This window comes from Alloactinosynnema sp. L-07, from assembly GCF_900070365.1.
GTDB lineage: Bacteria > Actinomycetota > Actinomycetes > Mycobacteriales > Pseudonocardiaceae > Actinokineospora.
The window spans coordinates 693,341-708,989 of the sequence record NZ_LN850107.1; the positions used below are offsets into that span (position 1 = coordinate 693,341).

Consider the following 15,649-nt stretch of genomic DNA (forward strand, 5'->3'; position numbering starts at 1 on the left):
CCGCCATGGAGGATCTGCTCTGGGCGGGCGCCGACGCGCAGGCCCGTGCCCTGCGCGACGGCCAGGTCACCGCGCCCGATCTGCTCGAGGCCGTCCTGCGCCGCGCCGAGTCGCTCAACCCGACGCTGAACGCGTTCCGTGTTCTCTATGTCGACGCCGCCCGTGAAGCGGCGCGCGAGGCCCAGCGCAGACTCGACGCGGGGGAGCGGACCCCGCTGCTCGGCGTGCCTGTGGCGGTGAAGGACGACACCGACGTCGCCGGTGACGTCACCACCAAGGGCGCCCGGCCGCAGTTCCCGCCCGCCGCGGCCGACAGCGCCGTGGTCGCCCGGCTGCGCGCGGCGGGCGCGGTGGTCGTCGGGCGGACGCTGACCCCCGAGCAGTGCCTGTGGCCGTTCACCGAGACCCTGACCTACGGTGCCACCCGCAACCCGTGGAACCCGGACTACACCACCGGCGGCTCGTCTGGCGGGTCCGCGTGCGCGGTCGCGGGCGGCATCGTCGGCGCGGCGACCGGTTCCGACGGCGGCGGCTCGATCCGCATTCCGGCCACCGCGACCGGGGTGTTCGGCATCAAGACCTCGCGCGGTCTGGTCGACCAGACCCCGTGGGTCGGCGGGTGGAACGGCCTGTCGGTGATCGGCCCGCTCGGCCGCACGGTCGCCGACGTGGGCGCCCTGCTCGACGTGATCGCCGACGGCGGCGACTACCGGGCCGCTGTCGACGCCGACCCCGGCCCGCTGCGGATCGCCCTGTCGTGGCGCACGCCGATGGGCCGCCCGCCGATGAACCCCCGCTGGCGCCGCGCGGTCATCGACACCGCCGACCGGCTGCGCGATCTCGGCCACAGCGTCACCGAGGTCGACCCGCCGCTGGGCACCGCCCCGTCCACCCTGTTCCTGATCCGCTACCTGCGCGGCGTGGCCGACGACGTCGCGGGCCTGCCGCATCCGGAGTGGCTGGAGTCGCGGACCCGCAAGATCGCCTTCCTCGGCAGGCGCGTCCCGGACTCCGCCCTTGGCTGGGCCCAGCGCGTCGAGGACCGCCTGCAGCGCACCATGACCGACTTCTTCGCTGCCCACGACGTGATCCTGCAACCGTCCTGGACCCGCCGCCCCACCCGCGTCGGCGCCTTCCACGGCCGCGGCCTGAGCGCGACCTACGCGGGCGTCACCATCCGGATCCCGTACTTCCCGACCTGGAACGTGCTGGGCAACCCGGTCGCGGCCGTCCCGGTCGGCCGGGACGAGGTGGGTATGCCGATCGGCGTGCAGCTGATCGGCCCGCACCGCTCGGAACGGCTGCTGCTGTCGCTGTCGGGCCAGTACGAGCGGGCGCACCCGTGGGCCGACCGGAGGCCCGAGGTCTGATGCTGCTGGTCCACCTGACCGACGCCCGATCCGCGGCGGCCATCCGCCGCGGCGGGATCCGGACGTCCTGGCACCGCTGGGTGGCCGACCGGGGCGTGTTCTGCATGCCGTCCTCCAGTCGTATGTGCTGACCCACCAGTGGGGACGCGAACTGCGCAAGAGTGGCTACCGCACGACCGTGGCGGTGCGGTTCCGGGTGCCCGACGACGAGCCGGTGACGGTTTCCCACTACAACCGCAAGCCGGTGTCGATGACCGCGGCGAAGGCGGCGGCGCTGATCCGCGCCCATCCCGATCCGCGCGGCTACGAGGTGTTCCTGCCCCGGGCGGTGCGCGCCGCCGAGATCCACGACGTGCGACACGTCAGCGGGGTGACGGGCTGGCGGCACATGCCGGACGCGCACGGCACACCACCTTGTCCGAATCCGTGCTGCGTGACGCGCGGGGAATACGGTTCGCGCAAGATCCGGGCGCGAGCGGAGTGACGGTTGAGGAGCGGCTGGTCCGGCGGTTCGGCGGGTCGGTCCGGCCCTGGCTGGCCGAGCTCCCCGACCGGCTCGACCGACTCGCGGCGGACTGGGGACTGGAGCTTGGGAACACGTTCCCTGACGGCGCCTCGGCGGTGACGCTGCGAGCGGCGCGGGACGGGGTGCCGGTGGTGCTCAAGGTGTCCCCGGATGTCGGGTTCGCCGCTGTGCAGGCCAGGGTGCTGCGGGCGTTCGCGCCGAGCGGGCGGGTGCCCGAGCTGCTGGCCACGGCCGACGGCGCGCTGCTCATGGCCTGGGTCGACGGGACCGAGGGCTGGCCGGACCCGGTGCGCTTCGCCGAACTGCTCGCTGACCTGCACGCCGCGGTCGCCGAACCGGAGCCGATCGCCCGGCGGGACCTGCGGACGGGCATCGCTGAGTTCTTCCCCCGCTTTCCGCCGACCGGACCGGTCACCGCCGAGCATCTTGACCGCGCCCGCGACCTGAGCGATCGGCTCGCCGACAGCCAGCGCCGCTTGGTCTTGCTGCACGGCGACCTGCATCGCTTCAACCTGCTCGACACCCCCGGCGGGCTGGTCGCGCTGGACCCCCAGGGCACGCTGGGCGAGCCCGAGTTTCGACGCCGTCGACTTCGTGCTCGACGGGCCCGGTGTCGAAACCCGGCGCGACGCGCTGGTCGCCGCGAGCGATCTCGACGCCGAGCGGCTGGACGGCTGGTGTCGGGCCATGGCGCCCCTTGTCGCGGTCGGCAAGGTCCGGCGCGGCGAGCCGGTGGACGAGCTGATCGCCTACAGCGGGTCGACGTCGAGGTAATGGCCATCTCCGCGTCCAAGCTGTGGGACAGGCGTCCCGGCGTGCGGCCGGAAAACCCGACCTCCTACCCTTGACACGTGAACTGGACCGTGGACGTGCCAGTGGAAACGCTTCCCGAGCTGCCCCCGCTGCCCCCGACGCTGCGAACCCGCCTCGACGACGCTCTCGCGCGCCCCGCCGCGCAACAGCCCGAGTGGCCCGACGCCGAGCAGGTGCGCCAGGTGCGCACGGTGCTGGAGTCGGTGCCCCCGATCACCGTGCCCGCCGAGATCGACCGCCTCCAAGCGCGCCTGGCCGAGGTCGCGCGCGGCGAGGCGTTCCTGCTCCAGGGCGGCGACTGCGCCGAGACCTTTGTCGACAACACCGAGCCGCACATCCGCGGCAACATCCGCACGCTGCTGCAGATGGCCGTCGTGCTGACCTACGGCGCGAGCATGCCGGTGGTCAAGGTCGGCCGCATCGCGGGCCAGTACGCCAAGCCCCGGTCGAATAAGACCGACGCCCTCGGCCTGCCGGTGTACCGCGGCGACATCATCAACTCCCTGGTCGCCACCCCCGAGGCGCGCGTCCCCGACCCCGGCCGGATGATCCGCGCCTACGCCAACGCGGGCGCCGCGATGAACCTGTTGCGCGCCCTGACCGGCGCGGGCATGGCCGACCTGACCAAGGTCCACGACTGGAACCGCGACTTCGTGCGCACCTCGCCCGCGGGTGAGCGCTACGAGGCCCTGGCCACCGAGATCGACCGCGGCCTGCGCTTCATGCAGGCGTGCGGCGTCGAGGACAGCTCGCTGCACACCGTCGAGGTGTTCGCCAGCCACGAGGCCCTGCTGCTCGACTACGAGCGAGCCCTGCTGCGCCTGGACTCCTCCGGCCCCGAGCCCAAGCTCTACGACCTCTCTGCCCACTTCCTGTGGATCGGCGAGCGCACCCGCCAGCTCGACGGCGCCCACATCGCCTTCGCCGAGCTACTGAGCAACCCGATCGGCCTCAAGATCGGCCCGACGACCTCGCCCGAGCAGGCCGTGGAGTACGTCGAGCGGCTAGACCCGCGCAACGAGGCGGGCAGGCTGACGATCATCAGCCGGATGGGCAACGGCAAGGTCCGCGACGTGCTGCCCGCGATCGTGGAGAAGGTCACCGCCTCCGGCCACAAGGTCATCTGGCAGTGCGACCCGATGCACGGCAACACCCACGAGTCGTCGACCGGCTACAAGACCCGGCACTTCGACCGCATCGTCGACGAGGTCCAGGGCTTCTTCGAGGTGCACCGCAGGCTGGGTACCCACCCCGGCGGCATCCACGTCGAGCTGACCGGCGAGGACGTCACCGAGTGCCTCGGCGGCGCCCAGGAGATCTCCGACGACGATCTCGCGGGTCGCTACGAGACCGCCTGCGACCCCCGGCTCAACACCCAGCAGTCCCTGGAACTGGCGTTCCTGGTCGCGGAGATGCTCCGCTCCTGATCCGCCGATCCACGACAGAGCCCGCACTTATACTGCGGGCTCTGTCTTTCTGTCAGGGGGCTGCGGTGGCGGTAGGGAACGACGTGTTCTTTCGAATCGTGGACGCGCTCGCCGACGTGTCGACGGCCGAAGGCGGGCAGTACACGTCGTACAGCGTGCGGGGCAAGCGGTTCGGCTACTACTGGCCGCGTACGCAGACCGTCGGCTTGAAGCAGACCCTGTCTGAGCAGAAGGCGCTGGTGTCTGAGCGGCCGGACGTGTTCGAGGAGCAGTTCACGGCGGGCGGCTTTGGGTGGGTCGTGGTCTATCTGGCGGGCGTCGATGTTGACGAGTTGTCCGAATTGGTCTTCGAGGCATGGCGGCTGTCGGCGCCCGATGAGCTGATCGCCGGGGTGCCGGACTTGGGCCGAGAGTAGGGGCTGACCGGGCGCTGTCCGAGTGCGCTCGTTCGTTCTTCGAAGGCTGGGGTCGCTCCCTCGTTTTTCAGCGTCTTATCCGGAAACAGCGATGTCAATGGCGCCTGCGGCGTCGCTGCGCGATCAGCGGAGCTGACCATTGACATCGCTGTTTCCGGATAAGGGATTGCCGGGACGAGGGTGCAGGGGGAAGAGCAGGGACCTGCGGTCCCTCAAAGCAGGACCTGCGGTCCGTCAAAGCAGGGACCTGCGGTCCAACAAGCAAAACAAGGACTCGCGAGTGGCGTTAGGCGCAGCGCTCGTGCAGTGTCGCTGTCGACTTCACGATGGCGTCGGCTAGCCTGCCCAGGTCCGCCACCGCGGCCGGGTCCGCGTTGAGTCCGATGTGGACACCGTCGAGATAGGTCGACACCGCGAACCCGACCCGGTGTCCAGGGGCCAGCGGAACCACCGGGTACACCTCCCGCATCGCCGCCCCCGCCAAGCGGAGTTCCATGCGGGGGAACGGAACCGTGGTCACCACCGTGTCGAACAGCATCGCCGCGCTGCCCGCCAGCATCCGCGTGCCGACCCGGTGGGCCAGTGGCGGAAGCCAGGACGCCACCAGCGGCAGCGCTCCCGCGCCCTTGGTCGGGCCCATTTTCTTGTTGGCGTCCATCGCCGCCCGGACCGCGCGGAGGCGGTCGACAGGATCGGGGGTGGCCACCGGCAGGTCGCACAGGTACGCCGAGATCTGGTTGCCCCCGCCCACCTCGCCGCGCCCGCGCACGCTGACCGGGATCATCGCCCGAATGTCGGCTGCCCGCCTGCCGGAGGCGTCCATCCAGTCGCGGAGGGCGCCGCTCAGGACGGTCAGGATGACGTCGTTGACGGTGCCGCCGTGGGTCTTGCGGATGTGGCGGATGTCGGCGAGATCGAGCCGGACCCTGGCGAACTCGCGCTCCGGCGACGTCCGGCTGAGCAAGGGCGCCGCCCACGGCGGGCGGATCGCCTTGGCCACCGCGGTCGCCACCTCGACGCCCTGGCGGACGCGGTCGACCAGGCCGGGCAGCGCCGCCGAGGCGGGGGTGGGCACGCGGTGCTCGCACAGGCCGTCGAGCAGGCCGCCCGCGATCTCCACCGCGCCCGCGCCGTCGGTCAGGGCGTGGTGCAGCTTGAGCAGCACCGCGAAGCCGCCGTCGGGCAGGCCTGCGACCACGTGCAGCTCCCACGGCGGCCTGCTCAGGTCCAGCGGGGTGGCCACCCACCGCGACGCGTAGGCGTCGAGCAGGTCGAGCTCGTGCGGGAGGCGGTAGACCGAGATGTGGTCGGCGGCCCGGAAGTCCGGTGTGGACACCCAGTCGGCGCCGCCGGGCGGGAACAGCGTCGGCCGCACGTACTGGCGCAGCCGGGGCAGCGCGTCGGCGCGCTCGGCGAGCAGCCGGGCCACGGCGTCGGCGTCGATCGAGGTGTTGGGACGGAACAACGCGACGGCGCCCACGTGCATGGGCGTGCTCGCTCGTTCGAGGCTCAGGAACGCGAGGTCAAGCCCGCTGAGTGTGGACATGGCACAACGACACCAGGTCGACGTGACAGGCGGGTTACCCAGATGGGTCAACGCGACCAGAACCACCCGATCGAGTTCGTCACACTCGCCGGGTCAGAAGGCGATGACTCCGACCTTGCTGTCTTTCTCCACCCTGCTGCCCGGACCAGGGCTCTGGGTGAGGATCCGGCCGTTGGGGTTGGAGAAGACGCCGAGATCGAGGTGCAGGCCGACCTTGGCCAACTCGTCCTGCGCCTCGGGCACCGTGCGGTTGGACAGGTCGGGCACGGTGACCGAAGTGGACACGATGACCGCAACCCGCTTGCTTCCCTCCGGCGCGATCTTGGTGCCCGCGGCCGGATCCGTGCGTACGACCTTGCCGTTGTCGATGTCCGGCGAGAATTCCCCCGGGCCGTCGAACGGCTCGAATCCCAGCTTCGTCAGCTCCTCGAACGCCTCGTCGCGGGACTTGCCGCGCAGGTCCGGGACCGGTTTGGGCGCCGGGCCCTTGCTCAGCACCATGATGACCCGCTCGCCGATCAGCAGCTTCGTGCCCGGCGCCGGGTCGAGCTTCACCACCGCGCCCTTGGCGATCTTCTCATCGAAGACGTTCTTGCCGTCGTCGCGCAGGGGTTGCAGCTCCGCGGCGCGGATCGCCTGTTCGGCTTGGGCCTGGGTGGATCCGGCGGGCACGTCGGGCACCACCGGCCTGCCTGCGGAGACGATGAGCTTCACCTGGTCGCCGCGCAGCGCCTCGGCGCCCGCGCCCGGATCGGTGCCGATCACCTCGCCGGACGGGATGTCGTTGTGCCGCACGGTCGTGGTGTTCGGGCTGAGGTCCGCGTCGCGCAGGGCCTTCTCGGCCGCGGCGGTGTCCTTGCCATGCACCGTCGGGATCGCGGTGTAGCGGCCGCTGGTGAACCACCAGATCGACGTGATCAGCACGGCCAGCGCCACGACGCCCGCGGTGCTCCACAGCACGATCTTGCGGGTTCGGTTCGGCGGCGGCTCGTGCGGCGGCTGCTGCTGGTGGTGGTGTGGGTGCTGCTGGTGGGGGAACGGCGGCCCGGTCGGCACGTGCGGCACCGGGTGCGGTCCGGTCGGCAGCGGGTTGGCCGCCGCCGAGTCGATCACCCGTTCCAGGTCCGACCGCAGCATCGCGCGGGTGCCCTGCGGTCCGCTGGCGCTGAAGCCCGACGGCGCGGGCCGCACCACGGTCATGCCCTGCGGCGGCGAGGCGGGCAACTGAACGGCCGGGACGCGCACGGTGGCCTCGGGGTCGACCGGGGCGACGGCCTCCATGGTCGGCTCGTCGGGCGCCTCGGGTGAGACAGGCTCGGATGGCTGCTTGATCGAGTCGAGGTCCGTACCCGACACCGGGACGGTCTCGTCCGGCGGCGGCGCCGCGACCGAGGGCACCCGCATCCGGGGCAGCGACAGCTGCTCGCGCACCGCCCGCAGCTCCTGCAGAAACGCCGTGCCGTCCTCCGGCCGGGACTGCGGGTCGCGCCGGGTCGCGCGCAGCACCAGCTCGTCGAGCGGGGCGGGCAGCCCCGGCACGGCGGCGCTCGCGGCGGGCACGTCGGCGTTGACGTGCCGATACGCCACGGTCAGGGCGTTGTCGCCGTGGTAGGGCGGTGAGCCGGTGAGCATCTCGTAGAGCACGATGCCCGCCGAGTAGACGTCGCCGCGCGCGGTCGCCGACCCGGCCTCGACCTGCTCGGGGGACAGGTAGGACACGGTGCCGAGGATGACGCTGCTCTTGGTGGTGCCCACGCTGGAGATGGCCCGGACCAGCCCGAAGTCGGCGACCTTGACCACGCCCGCCGAGCTGATGAGCACGTTCTCCGGTTTGACGTCGCGGTGGATCAGCCCGGCCGCGTGCGCCGCGCCCAGCGCCGACAGCACCGGCTCCATGATCGCCACGGCCAGCGGCGTCGGCAGCGACCCGCGCTGGGCCAGCAGGTCGCGCAGCGTGCCGCCGTCGACGAGCTCCATCACCAGGTACACGTGGTCGCCATCAAGGCCCTGGTCGTGCACGGCCACCACGTTCGGGTGATGGATCTTCGCCGCCGAGCGGGCCTCGCGCTCGAACCGGTCGACGAAGGACTGGTCCGCGGCGAACCGCGAATCCATCACCTTGATCGCCACTGGTCGGTCAAGGCGGGTGTCCAGTCCGCGGTAGACCGCCGACATGCCACCGCGCGCGAGCAACGCGTCGACCCGGTACCGCTGCTCCAGCAGGGTCCCGATCAGCCTCGGTCCTTTGTCCACCACAGTGGTGGATCGTACGTAGCCGCTCGCCTCGCCGTGGTCGCGCCCGCGATTCTGTGACCAAGTGGTCGGCCGAGCACCTCCGAGTGTGGCATCGTTGTGCCCCGTGAGTTCGATTCCCGCCGCAGCCGACGTCCTGGACTCCTCGGTGGAGGTCCTTCCCCTGCCTGACGTCGCCGAGCGACTGCGCCAGCCCATCACCCGCGTCCACCAGGCCCTACGGGACCACCACCTGATCGCCCTGCGGCGCAAGGGTGTGCTCATGGTGCCTGCGGCGTTCCTCGACGAGAGCGAAGGTGTGCTGGTCAAGGGCCTGTCCGGCACGATCACCGTGCTCAACGACTCCGGCTTCACCCCGGACGAGATGCTGCGCTGGCTGTTCACCGAGGACGAGACCCTGCCGGGCACCCCGATCGACGCCCTGCGCGGCGACCGCGGCCGCGAGGTCAAGCGCCGCGCGCAGGCCCTCGCGTTCTGATCCTGGCCGCCACACACCGCGCCGCGCCCGGCAGCGCCACCGCCAGGCGCCGGTGCGTGGGCACCACGGCCCGCCGCGCCATGACGTCGTAGCCCACCGCGGCGATCTCGTCGAGGATGCCGCCGTAGAGCCGGGCCGCGGTGGCCACACACGGCCGCGCGACGGGGTCCAGCAGCGCGATCCCCGGCTCGGCGGCCCGGTAGAGCGCCCGTGTGTGGGCGACGAAGTGGGCCACGGCCTGCCGGACCGGCTTGTCGGACCGCCCGGCGGCGCGCGCGTGGGCCAGCCGGTCCCGGTCGACGCCGAAGGCGGCCAGGTGGTCGGCGGGCAGGTACACCCGGCCCCGGTCGAGGTCCTCGCCGACGTCGCGCAGGAAGTTCGTCACCTGGAACGCCTCGCCCAGCCCGCGGGCGAACGGCGCGGCCTGCGCGCGGGGGACCACCGTGCCCAGGACCGGCAGCAGCATCAGACCGATCACCCCGGCCGACCCGTGGGTGTAGACCGCGACGTCATCGAGGGTCGGGTAGTCGGTGACCGTCAGGTCCATCCGCATGGACCGCAGGAAGTCGGTGAACAGCCCAGGGTCGAGGTCGTGGTGGCGCACGGTGTCGGCCAGCGCGGCCAGCACCGGGTGCGCCGCGTCGCCGTTGATCGCCGCCTTGAACGAGATCTCCCACTCGGCCAGCGCGCCGGACGGGTCCGGCCCGGGGGCGTCGACGATCTCGTCGGCCAGCCGCGCGAACGCGTAGAGCGCGTGCACCGCGGGGCGGCGCGCGGGCGGGAGCAGGCGGGTGGCCAGGAAGTAGGTGCGCCCGTAGTGGGCGTTGATCCGACGGCAGGCCAGATAGGCGGTGCGCAGATCAGGTTCGTCGACACGCATGGCGCGCGCAATCCTCGCACGCCCGCCACCGCGGGCTCCCGCGAACGTGTCAGCGCTTACAGCCGGCTTGGTCGAAGGGGAAGCACGGCTCGTGCTCGGCCACAGTGTCAGCGCTTACAGCCGACCCACTGGCCGATCGGGCACTCCTTGCGCTCGGCCTTGTACTTCTCGACGAGCTGGTGGACCAGCCCCTGCGCCGAGGCGGCGTCGCCGGTCGCGGTGACCAGGGTGACCACGCAGCCCGAACCGGTGCTGCGCAGGCACGTGGTGACCTGCTGGTCGGCGTGGTCGCGCCAGAACTTGCCCGCCACCACGCCGTACTTCCAGACCTTGGGCTGGTGGTCGGCGTCGGAATAGCCGATCGAATAGACGTAGTGCGAGCCCTCCGCCTTGGCCGCGCTGCCGTCCGCGGGCTTGGCCGCCGCGCGCGCGGTCAGCTGGGCGAGGTCGGGGGCCTCGGCGAGGACGACGGTCGACCACTCGACGCTGTACGGATGGTTTCCGGGCACCGAGTTGGCCCTCTGGTAGAACGAGACCCATTCCCGCGTGGCCAGCGTGCACGTCGCGCTGCCGCCCGCGCCGGGGGCCACCGGGCCCGCCGTCGCGTCGCAGATGCCCAGCGGGGCGTTGTCGCCCTGCCAGGTGCCGCGGACCGAGACCTTGACCGCGACCTTCCCCGGGTTGGTGAACTGCACGATGATCGAGCAGCTCGCCGCGCCGCAGCCATCGAAGGCGTGGGTGCCCTCCTGGACGGTGGTGAGCACGTCGATCGGCGCGGTGAGCGCGGCGGCCTGGGCGGAGACGTCCTGGTAGAACTTCGCGACCTCGGCCGACCCGTCGGCGACCGAGGTGACCAGCTTCTTCACGCTCGTGGTGTCCGAGCGGCCCACCTTGTCCATCTCGACCTTCACCACGCCGTGCGGCACGGCCTCGGTGACGTAGACCGTCCCGCCGCCGGTGGTGACCTTGATCGCCGGGAGCTCGCCGATCTTGACCCGCTCGCCGTCGGTGATGGGATCGGCGCCCGCCTTCTCGCTGCCCTTGGCCAGGTTCTGCCCGAGCACGTCGGGGGTGAACACGTCGCCGAACTCGACGCCGATCAGGCTGGTCGGCACCTTCACCCACCGGTCGGCGACCGCGGCACCCTTGCCCTGGTTGTTGGCCACGCCCGAGAGCGTCGACCAGAAGTCGGCGCCCGCTTTGAGGTAGGTCGTCTTGTTGACCACCAGCAGGGTCGCGGCCTTGCCGTCGAGGGTGAACGTCCCGAAGATCTCGCCGGTCTGCGCGGAGGTGAGGTCGAAGGTGACCGCGTCGTCGGAGGCCGAGGACAGCGTGCCCTGATAGCGCACCGTGCTCGACTCGCCGAGGTTGATCAGCGACTGGGTGATCGACTCGGTTGCCGTCGGCGGCGGCACGGCCGCGGCCACCGGATTGCCCGACACAGCGGTGCTGCACCCCGCCAGGACGAGGACCGCCCAACCGAGCACGGCCGCCAGCCCGCCGCGCCCCCGTGTCGTCGCTACCCCACGCATCGCCGTTCCCCACCTCACTGCCTGTCGCCCCAGGGCGAGATTATCGCGGGTACGGCCTGGAAAACCTCGCGCGCAACCTCACAGTCCGCTTACGGATTCCCCACGGGCTCGCGTCGCGGTCGCCAGCCTGCCCGCGATCCGCTGCGCGGCGAGCCGCCCGGAGATCACCACCGGCGGGATGCCGACGCCCGGGGTGGTGCCGCTGCCCGCCAGCACGACGTTGTCGACGCCGCGCACCAGGTTGCGCGGACGGAACGGTCCGGTCTGGGCGAAGGTGTGCGCCACGGAGAACGGGCTGCCCTCGGCCAGGCCCGCCGCCTCCCAGTCGGCGGGCGTGACCAGGCGTTCCACCTCGATCGAGTCGCCGAAGCCGTCCAACCCGCGGTCTTGCAGCACTTGGACAAGGTCGTCGCGGTAGCGCGGACCGATGCGGCGCCAGTCGATCGGGCCGGTGCGCAGGTTCGGGCACGGCGCCAGCACCGAGATCTGCTGCCTGCCATCGGGAGCCAGAGTCGGGTCGGTCGCGGTCGGGCGGGTGACCAGCAGCGACGGATCGGTCATGAGCTTGCCCGCGCGGGTGATCTCGCGGAACGTGCGCTCCCAGGCGTGGCCGAAGAAGATCGTGTGGTGGTCCAGCTGATCCCATGACCGGGTCGTCCCGGTGTGCAGGACGACCGCCGAAGGGGAGTAGCGCAGGGCCAGCGGGCGGCGCGGGGTGACCCCGAGCAGCCGGTAGCTGGCGGCGAGGTCGGCGGTCAGCACGACGGTGTCGGCCGGGATGCGCTCGCCGGTCGTGGTGCGCACCGCGCCGACCCGGGTGCCGACCCGCTCCAGCCACGCCGCGCTCGTCGAATACCGCAGGCGGACCCCGGCCCTGGCCGCCGCGCCCGCCATCGCCTCGGCCACCGCGCCGACGCCGCCGCGTGGGAACGACACACCGGCGACCGTGTCCATATAGGCGATCACCGCGTACGCGGCCAACGCCCGGCTCGGCGGCACGCCCGCGTAGAGCGACTGGAAGGAGAACAGCCTGCGCAGCCGGTCGTCGGACAGGAACCGGCCCACCGCGGGGCCGAGCCTGCCGAACCCGCCGAGCGCGGTCAGCTTGGCCAGCTCCGGGCCGAGCAGGTCCAGTGGGGAGTCGAAGTTGGCGCCGATGAACCGGTCGCGCTGCACCCGGTAGAGGTCGGAGAGCCACGCGCGCAGGCGCCGGTAGCCCTCGGCTTCCTGGGGCCCGGCCGCCCGGCGGATCTCGGCCTCCATCGCCGCCGGGTCGGTGTGCACCGCGATGGTGCTGCCGTCGGCGAAGTGCGCGCGGTAGGCGGGATGCAGGTCGATGAGGTCGACCTCGGCGGCCAGCGAGGTGCCGACGGCGGCGAAGGCCTCGTCGATCAGCTCGGGCATGGTCAGCACGGTCGCGCCGGTGTCGACCCGGTAGTCGCCCATCGTGGTCTGGCCCGCCCGGCCACCCGGTCCGGGGGCCGCCTCGATGACGGTGACCTCGCGGCCGGTGCCCGCCAGGTGCATCGCCGCCGACAGCCCGGACAGGCCCGCGCCCACGACGACGACGTGGTCGGTGCGGCCGGGGATCGTCTTGTGGTCGCGCACGGTCAGTGGGCCCTGCGGGCGGCGGCGACGGCCAGGTCGGCCAAGACGTCGGCGGCAGGCGCGGCCAGGTGGGCGGACTCCAGCGCGGCCAGGGCGGCGTCGGTCAGCGTGTCGATGCGGCGCTCCAGGTCGGCCACCGCGCCCAGGTCGATGAGCAACTCGCGGGCCCGCTCGATCGTGTCGCTGCCCAGGTTGTCGTCGCCGAGCGCGCCCCGCAGCAGGGCGGCGTCGGCGGTGCGGCCCGCGGCGTCGGCGTTGGCCAGGCCCACCGACATCAGCAGCGTCCGCTTGCCCTCGCGCAGGTCGTCGCCCGCGGGTTTGCCGGTGACGTCGGAGTCGCCGAACATGCCGAGGATGTCGTCGCGCAACTGGAACGCCAGCCCGAGGTCGGCGCCGAACTCGCGCAGCGCGGCGACCATCGGCGCGGGCGCGCCCGCCATCGCCGCGCCCAGGTGCAGCGGCCGCTCGATGGTGTAGGCGGCGGTCTTCATCCGCGCCACGCTCAGCGCCGCGTCGGCCGACTCGTCGCCCTTGGCCTGGGTCAGCACGTCCAGGTACTGCCCGGCCAGCATCTCCGTGCGCATCGCCCGCCACGGCTCCTGGCCCGCGGCCTGCCGCGCCGGGTCGACCCCGGACCCGGTGAACATGTCGTCGGCCCAGGCCAGGGCCAGGTCGCCGAGCAGGATGGCCGCCGCCGCGCCGAACCGCTCCGGCTCGCCGAGCCACCCCCGCGCGCGGTGCTGGGCGGTGAAGGACACGTGCACGGTCGGCTTGCCCCGACGCATGGCCGAGGCGTCCATCAGGTCGTCGTGCACCAGTGCACAGGCCTGGATCAGCTCCAGCGCGCTCACCGCGCGCAGCACGGAGTGGGCCTGCTCGCCGTCGCCGTCACCGCCCGCGCCGCGCCAGCCCCACCAGGCGAACGTCGGCCGCAGCCGCTTGCCGCCGCCGAGGACGAAATCGGCCAGCGACGCCACGGCCGAGCCGAACGACGGCGCCCGCTCGGCCATCTCCGCGTGGCGGGTGGCCAGATAGTCGGCTAGCGCGCGTTCGGCGTGGTCGGCCACGGCGTGATCAATGGCGATGACATGGGTTCCCTGTGCCTGCTGCACCCCGCTATCGTCCGCCGTACCCGTCCAGGCTGGGCAGGCGGGGTGGGTCCGGTGTGACCAAGAGAAGGCTTCTTCCAAAAAGTGGACGCTCTGTCCCAACAGCCGGACTCCCCGATACCCTTTATTCCATGACTACGGTGGTACAGCGGATCCACGCGGACAAGCCGGTGTTCTCCGTCGAGTTCATGCCGCCGCGAGACCAAGCCGACGAGAAGCGGCTGTGGAACGCGATCCGTGAGCTCGAAGGCCTCGACCCCGCGTTCGTGTCGGTCACCTACGGCGCGGGCGGCTCCAGCCGCGACCGCACCATCCGCACCACCGGCCGCGTCGCCCGCGAGACCACGCTTGTCTCCATGGCCCACCTGACCGCGGTCGACCACTCCGTGGCCGAACTGCGCAACGTCATCGGCTGGTACGCCGCCCTGGGCATCCGCAACATCCTCGCCCTGCGCGGCGACCCGCCCGGCGACCCCAACGGCGAGTGGGTCAAGCACCCCGACGGCCTCAACTACGCCGACGAACTGGTCGCGCTCGTGCGTGAACTCGGCGACTTCTGCGTCGGCGTCGCCGCGTTCCCCTACGGCCACCCGCGGTCGAACGACCTCGACAGCGACACCGAGAACTTGATCCGCAAGCTGCGCGCGGGCGCCGACTTCGCCATCGCCCAGCTGTTCTTCGAGCCGGAGGACTTCCTGCGGCTGCGCGACCGGGTCGCCGCCCGCGGCTATGACACCACGCTGCTGCCCGGCATCATGCCGCTGACCACGCCCAAGATCCTCAGCAAGACCGTCGAACTGGCCGGGGCGCCGGTCTCCGCGCGCATCGCCGCCCGGCTCGACCCGCTGGTCGGCGACGCCGCCGCGTTCCGCGCCGAGGGGATCGACATCGCCACCGAGGTCAGCGAGCGGCTGCTCGCCGAGGGCGTGCCGTGCCTGCACTTCTACACGTTCAACCGCGCCAAGGCGACGCGTGAGGTCGTCGGCAGGCTCGGGCTGGTGCCCGCCAGGGCTTAGGCCCCGACCCGGCGGCTTCGCCGGTGCGTCACCAGGGCCAGGACCAGCACGATCAGCGCGACCCCGATGGTGGACGCGCCGACGATGGTGACCCACTTGGTCCATGACACGCCGGAGACGTCGGTGTACTGGACGGTCGCGTTGAACTCGGTCACCGCGCCCGGCTTGGGCTTCCAGCTGATCGTGCCGTTGTCGTTGATGCCGTTGGTGCGGCTCACCGTGCCGGGCAGGGTGACCTTGAACTGCACCTCCGCGCGGTCCGGCGGGAGGTCGCTCAGGTCGACCGAGCCCGCCATCGTCACCAGGTCGCCGGAGCGCCGGATCGACAGGCGGTACTGCTTTCCGACGGTGAGGCCGTCGGACAGGATGCCGATCTCGGGGAAGGTCAGGTCCTGGAACGACACGGTCTGCCCGACGTAGCCGTCGGCCGTGTAGAGCTGGGTCTTGACCTTGCCCGCCAACTCGGGCGGCACGGTCAGCGCGGGCCCGGTGTCTCCCTGTTTGATCGAGACCGCCGCCACGACGACCTGGCCGGAAACCAGGTCGTCCTCGGAGACGGTCAGTGACGCCTGGACCCGAACGCAGCCCGACAGTGTGAGCGCGGCGAGCAGGCTCAGCAGGGCGATCGCGACCCACCTGCGGAAACGGGGAGTGACCTGGTGCACCGGCTCATCC

At 72.0% G+C, this 15,649-nt stretch carries 15 protein-coding genes; 8 read left to right on the top strand and 7 right to left on the bottom strand.

Annotation, left to right across the window (positions count from 1 at the left end; translation table 11 throughout):
• The first annotated feature begins 5 nt into the window (after positions 1–5).
• From BN1701_RS03505 to BN1701_RS03525, 6 genes are all read left to right on the top strand, one after another.
• Positions 6–1,370, top strand: a complete 1,365-nt coding sequence (locus BN1701_RS03505) for an amidase family protein (protein ID WP_054055585.1) — start codon at positions 6–8, stop codon at positions 1,368–1,370.
• Complete coding sequence (locus tag BN1701_RS37765; protein ID WP_255364569.1) at positions 1,370–1,501, top strand: hypothetical protein; 132 nt, start codon at positions 1,370–1,372, stop codon at positions 1,499–1,501. The genes BN1701_RS03505 and BN1701_RS37765 overlap by 1 nt, the downstream gene beginning before the upstream one ends.
• The gene (locus BN1701_RS36310; protein WP_054045430.1) at positions 1,495–1,854 is read left to right on the top strand and encodes a hypothetical protein; all 360 of its coding nucleotides are present in this window, start codon (positions 1,495–1,497) and stop codon (positions 1,852–1,854) included. The genes BN1701_RS37765 and BN1701_RS36310 overlap by 7 nt, the downstream gene beginning before the upstream one ends.
• Positions 1,851–2,744 carry a phosphotransferase gene (locus tag BN1701_RS03515; RefSeq protein ID WP_054045433.1) on the top strand — a complete coding sequence of 298 codons (894 nt, stop codon included), beginning with the start codon at positions 1,851–1,853 and terminating at the stop codon, positions 2,742–2,744. The genes BN1701_RS36310 and BN1701_RS03515 overlap by 4 nt, the downstream gene beginning before the upstream one ends.
• 3 nt (positions 2,745–2,747) lie before the next feature.
• Positions 2,748–4,136 carry a class II 3-deoxy-7-phosphoheptulonate synthase gene (locus BN1701_RS03520; RefSeq protein WP_054045435.1) on the top strand — a complete coding sequence of 463 codons (1,389 nt, stop codon included), beginning with the start codon at positions 2,748–2,750 and terminating at the stop codon, positions 4,134–4,136.
• Positions 4,137–4,219: 83 nt separating this feature from the next.
• Positions 4,220–4,552 (top strand): MmcQ/YjbR family DNA-binding protein, encoded by a 333-nt coding sequence (locus BN1701_RS03525; RefSeq protein WP_369800488.1) that lies wholly within the window; start codon positions 4,220–4,222, stop codon positions 4,550–4,552.
• 286 nt (positions 4,553–4,838) lie between these two features.
• Here the strand turns inward: BN1701_RS03525 and BN1701_RS03530 are convergent, their stop codons facing one another.
• A complete protein-coding gene (locus BN1701_RS03530) occupies positions 4,839–6,098 on the bottom strand; it encodes a wax ester/triacylglycerol synthase domain-containing protein (RefSeq protein WP_082859633.1) in 1,260 nt (419 codons plus the stop codon).
• 93 nt (positions 6,099–6,191) lie between these two features.
• Entirely contained in the window at positions 6,192–8,354 is a 2,163-nt protein-coding gene (locus BN1701_RS03535) for a Stk1 family PASTA domain-containing Ser/Thr kinase (RefSeq protein ID WP_054045439.1), read from the bottom strand.
• 103 nt (positions 8,355–8,457) lie between these two features.
• On the opposite strand from BN1701_RS03535, the gene BN1701_RS03540 reads away from it, so the two are divergent.
• On the top strand, positions 8,458–8,829 hold the full coding sequence (locus BN1701_RS03540; RefSeq protein ID WP_197672037.1) for an Rv2175c family DNA-binding protein: 372 nt from the start codon (positions 8,458–8,460) through the stop codon (positions 8,827–8,829).
• On the opposite strand, the gene BN1701_RS03545 is transcribed toward BN1701_RS03540, so the two are convergent.
• The 4 genes from BN1701_RS03545 to BN1701_RS03560 all read right to left on the bottom strand — a co-directional run bounded on the left by BN1701_RS03545 (position 8,798) and on the right by BN1701_RS03560 (position 13,961).
• Complete coding sequence (locus tag BN1701_RS03545; RefSeq protein ID WP_054045441.1) at positions 8,798–9,709, bottom strand: phytoene/squalene synthase family protein; 912 nt, start codon at positions 9,707–9,709, stop codon at positions 8,798–8,800. The genes BN1701_RS03540 and BN1701_RS03545 overlap by 32 nt on opposite strands.
• A 107-nt stretch (positions 9,710–9,816) precedes the next feature.
• A complete protein-coding gene (locus BN1701_RS03550; RefSeq protein WP_157367753.1) occupies positions 9,817–11,241 on the bottom strand; it encodes a hypothetical protein in 1,425 nt (474 codons plus the stop codon).
• A 78-nt stretch (positions 11,242–11,319) separates the two neighbouring features.
• Positions 11,320–12,849, bottom strand: a complete 1,530-nt coding sequence (gene crtI, locus BN1701_RS03555; RefSeq protein WP_054045445.1) for a phytoene desaturase family protein — start codon at positions 12,847–12,849, stop codon at positions 11,320–11,322.
• Between the two features lie 2 nt (positions 12,850–12,851).
• Entirely contained in the window at positions 12,852–13,961 is a 1,110-nt protein-coding gene (locus tag BN1701_RS03560) for a polyprenyl synthetase family protein (RefSeq protein ID WP_369800489.1), read from the bottom strand.
• Positions 13,962–14,089: 128 nt separating this feature from the next.
• Between BN1701_RS03560 and BN1701_RS03565 the strand changes: the two genes are divergently transcribed.
• Positions 14,090–14,974, top strand: coding sequence for a methylenetetrahydrofolate reductase (locus BN1701_RS03565; RefSeq protein WP_054045447.1), 885 nt, complete (start codon positions 14,090–14,092; stop codon positions 14,972–14,974).
• Here the strand turns inward: BN1701_RS03565 and BN1701_RS03570 are convergent.
• A complete protein-coding gene (locus tag BN1701_RS03570) occupies positions 14,971–15,639 on the bottom strand; it encodes a DUF3153 domain-containing protein (RefSeq protein WP_054045449.1) in 669 nt (222 codons plus the stop codon). The genes BN1701_RS03565 and BN1701_RS03570 overlap by 4 nt on opposite strands.
• Positions 15,640–15,649: the final 10 nt, after the last annotated feature.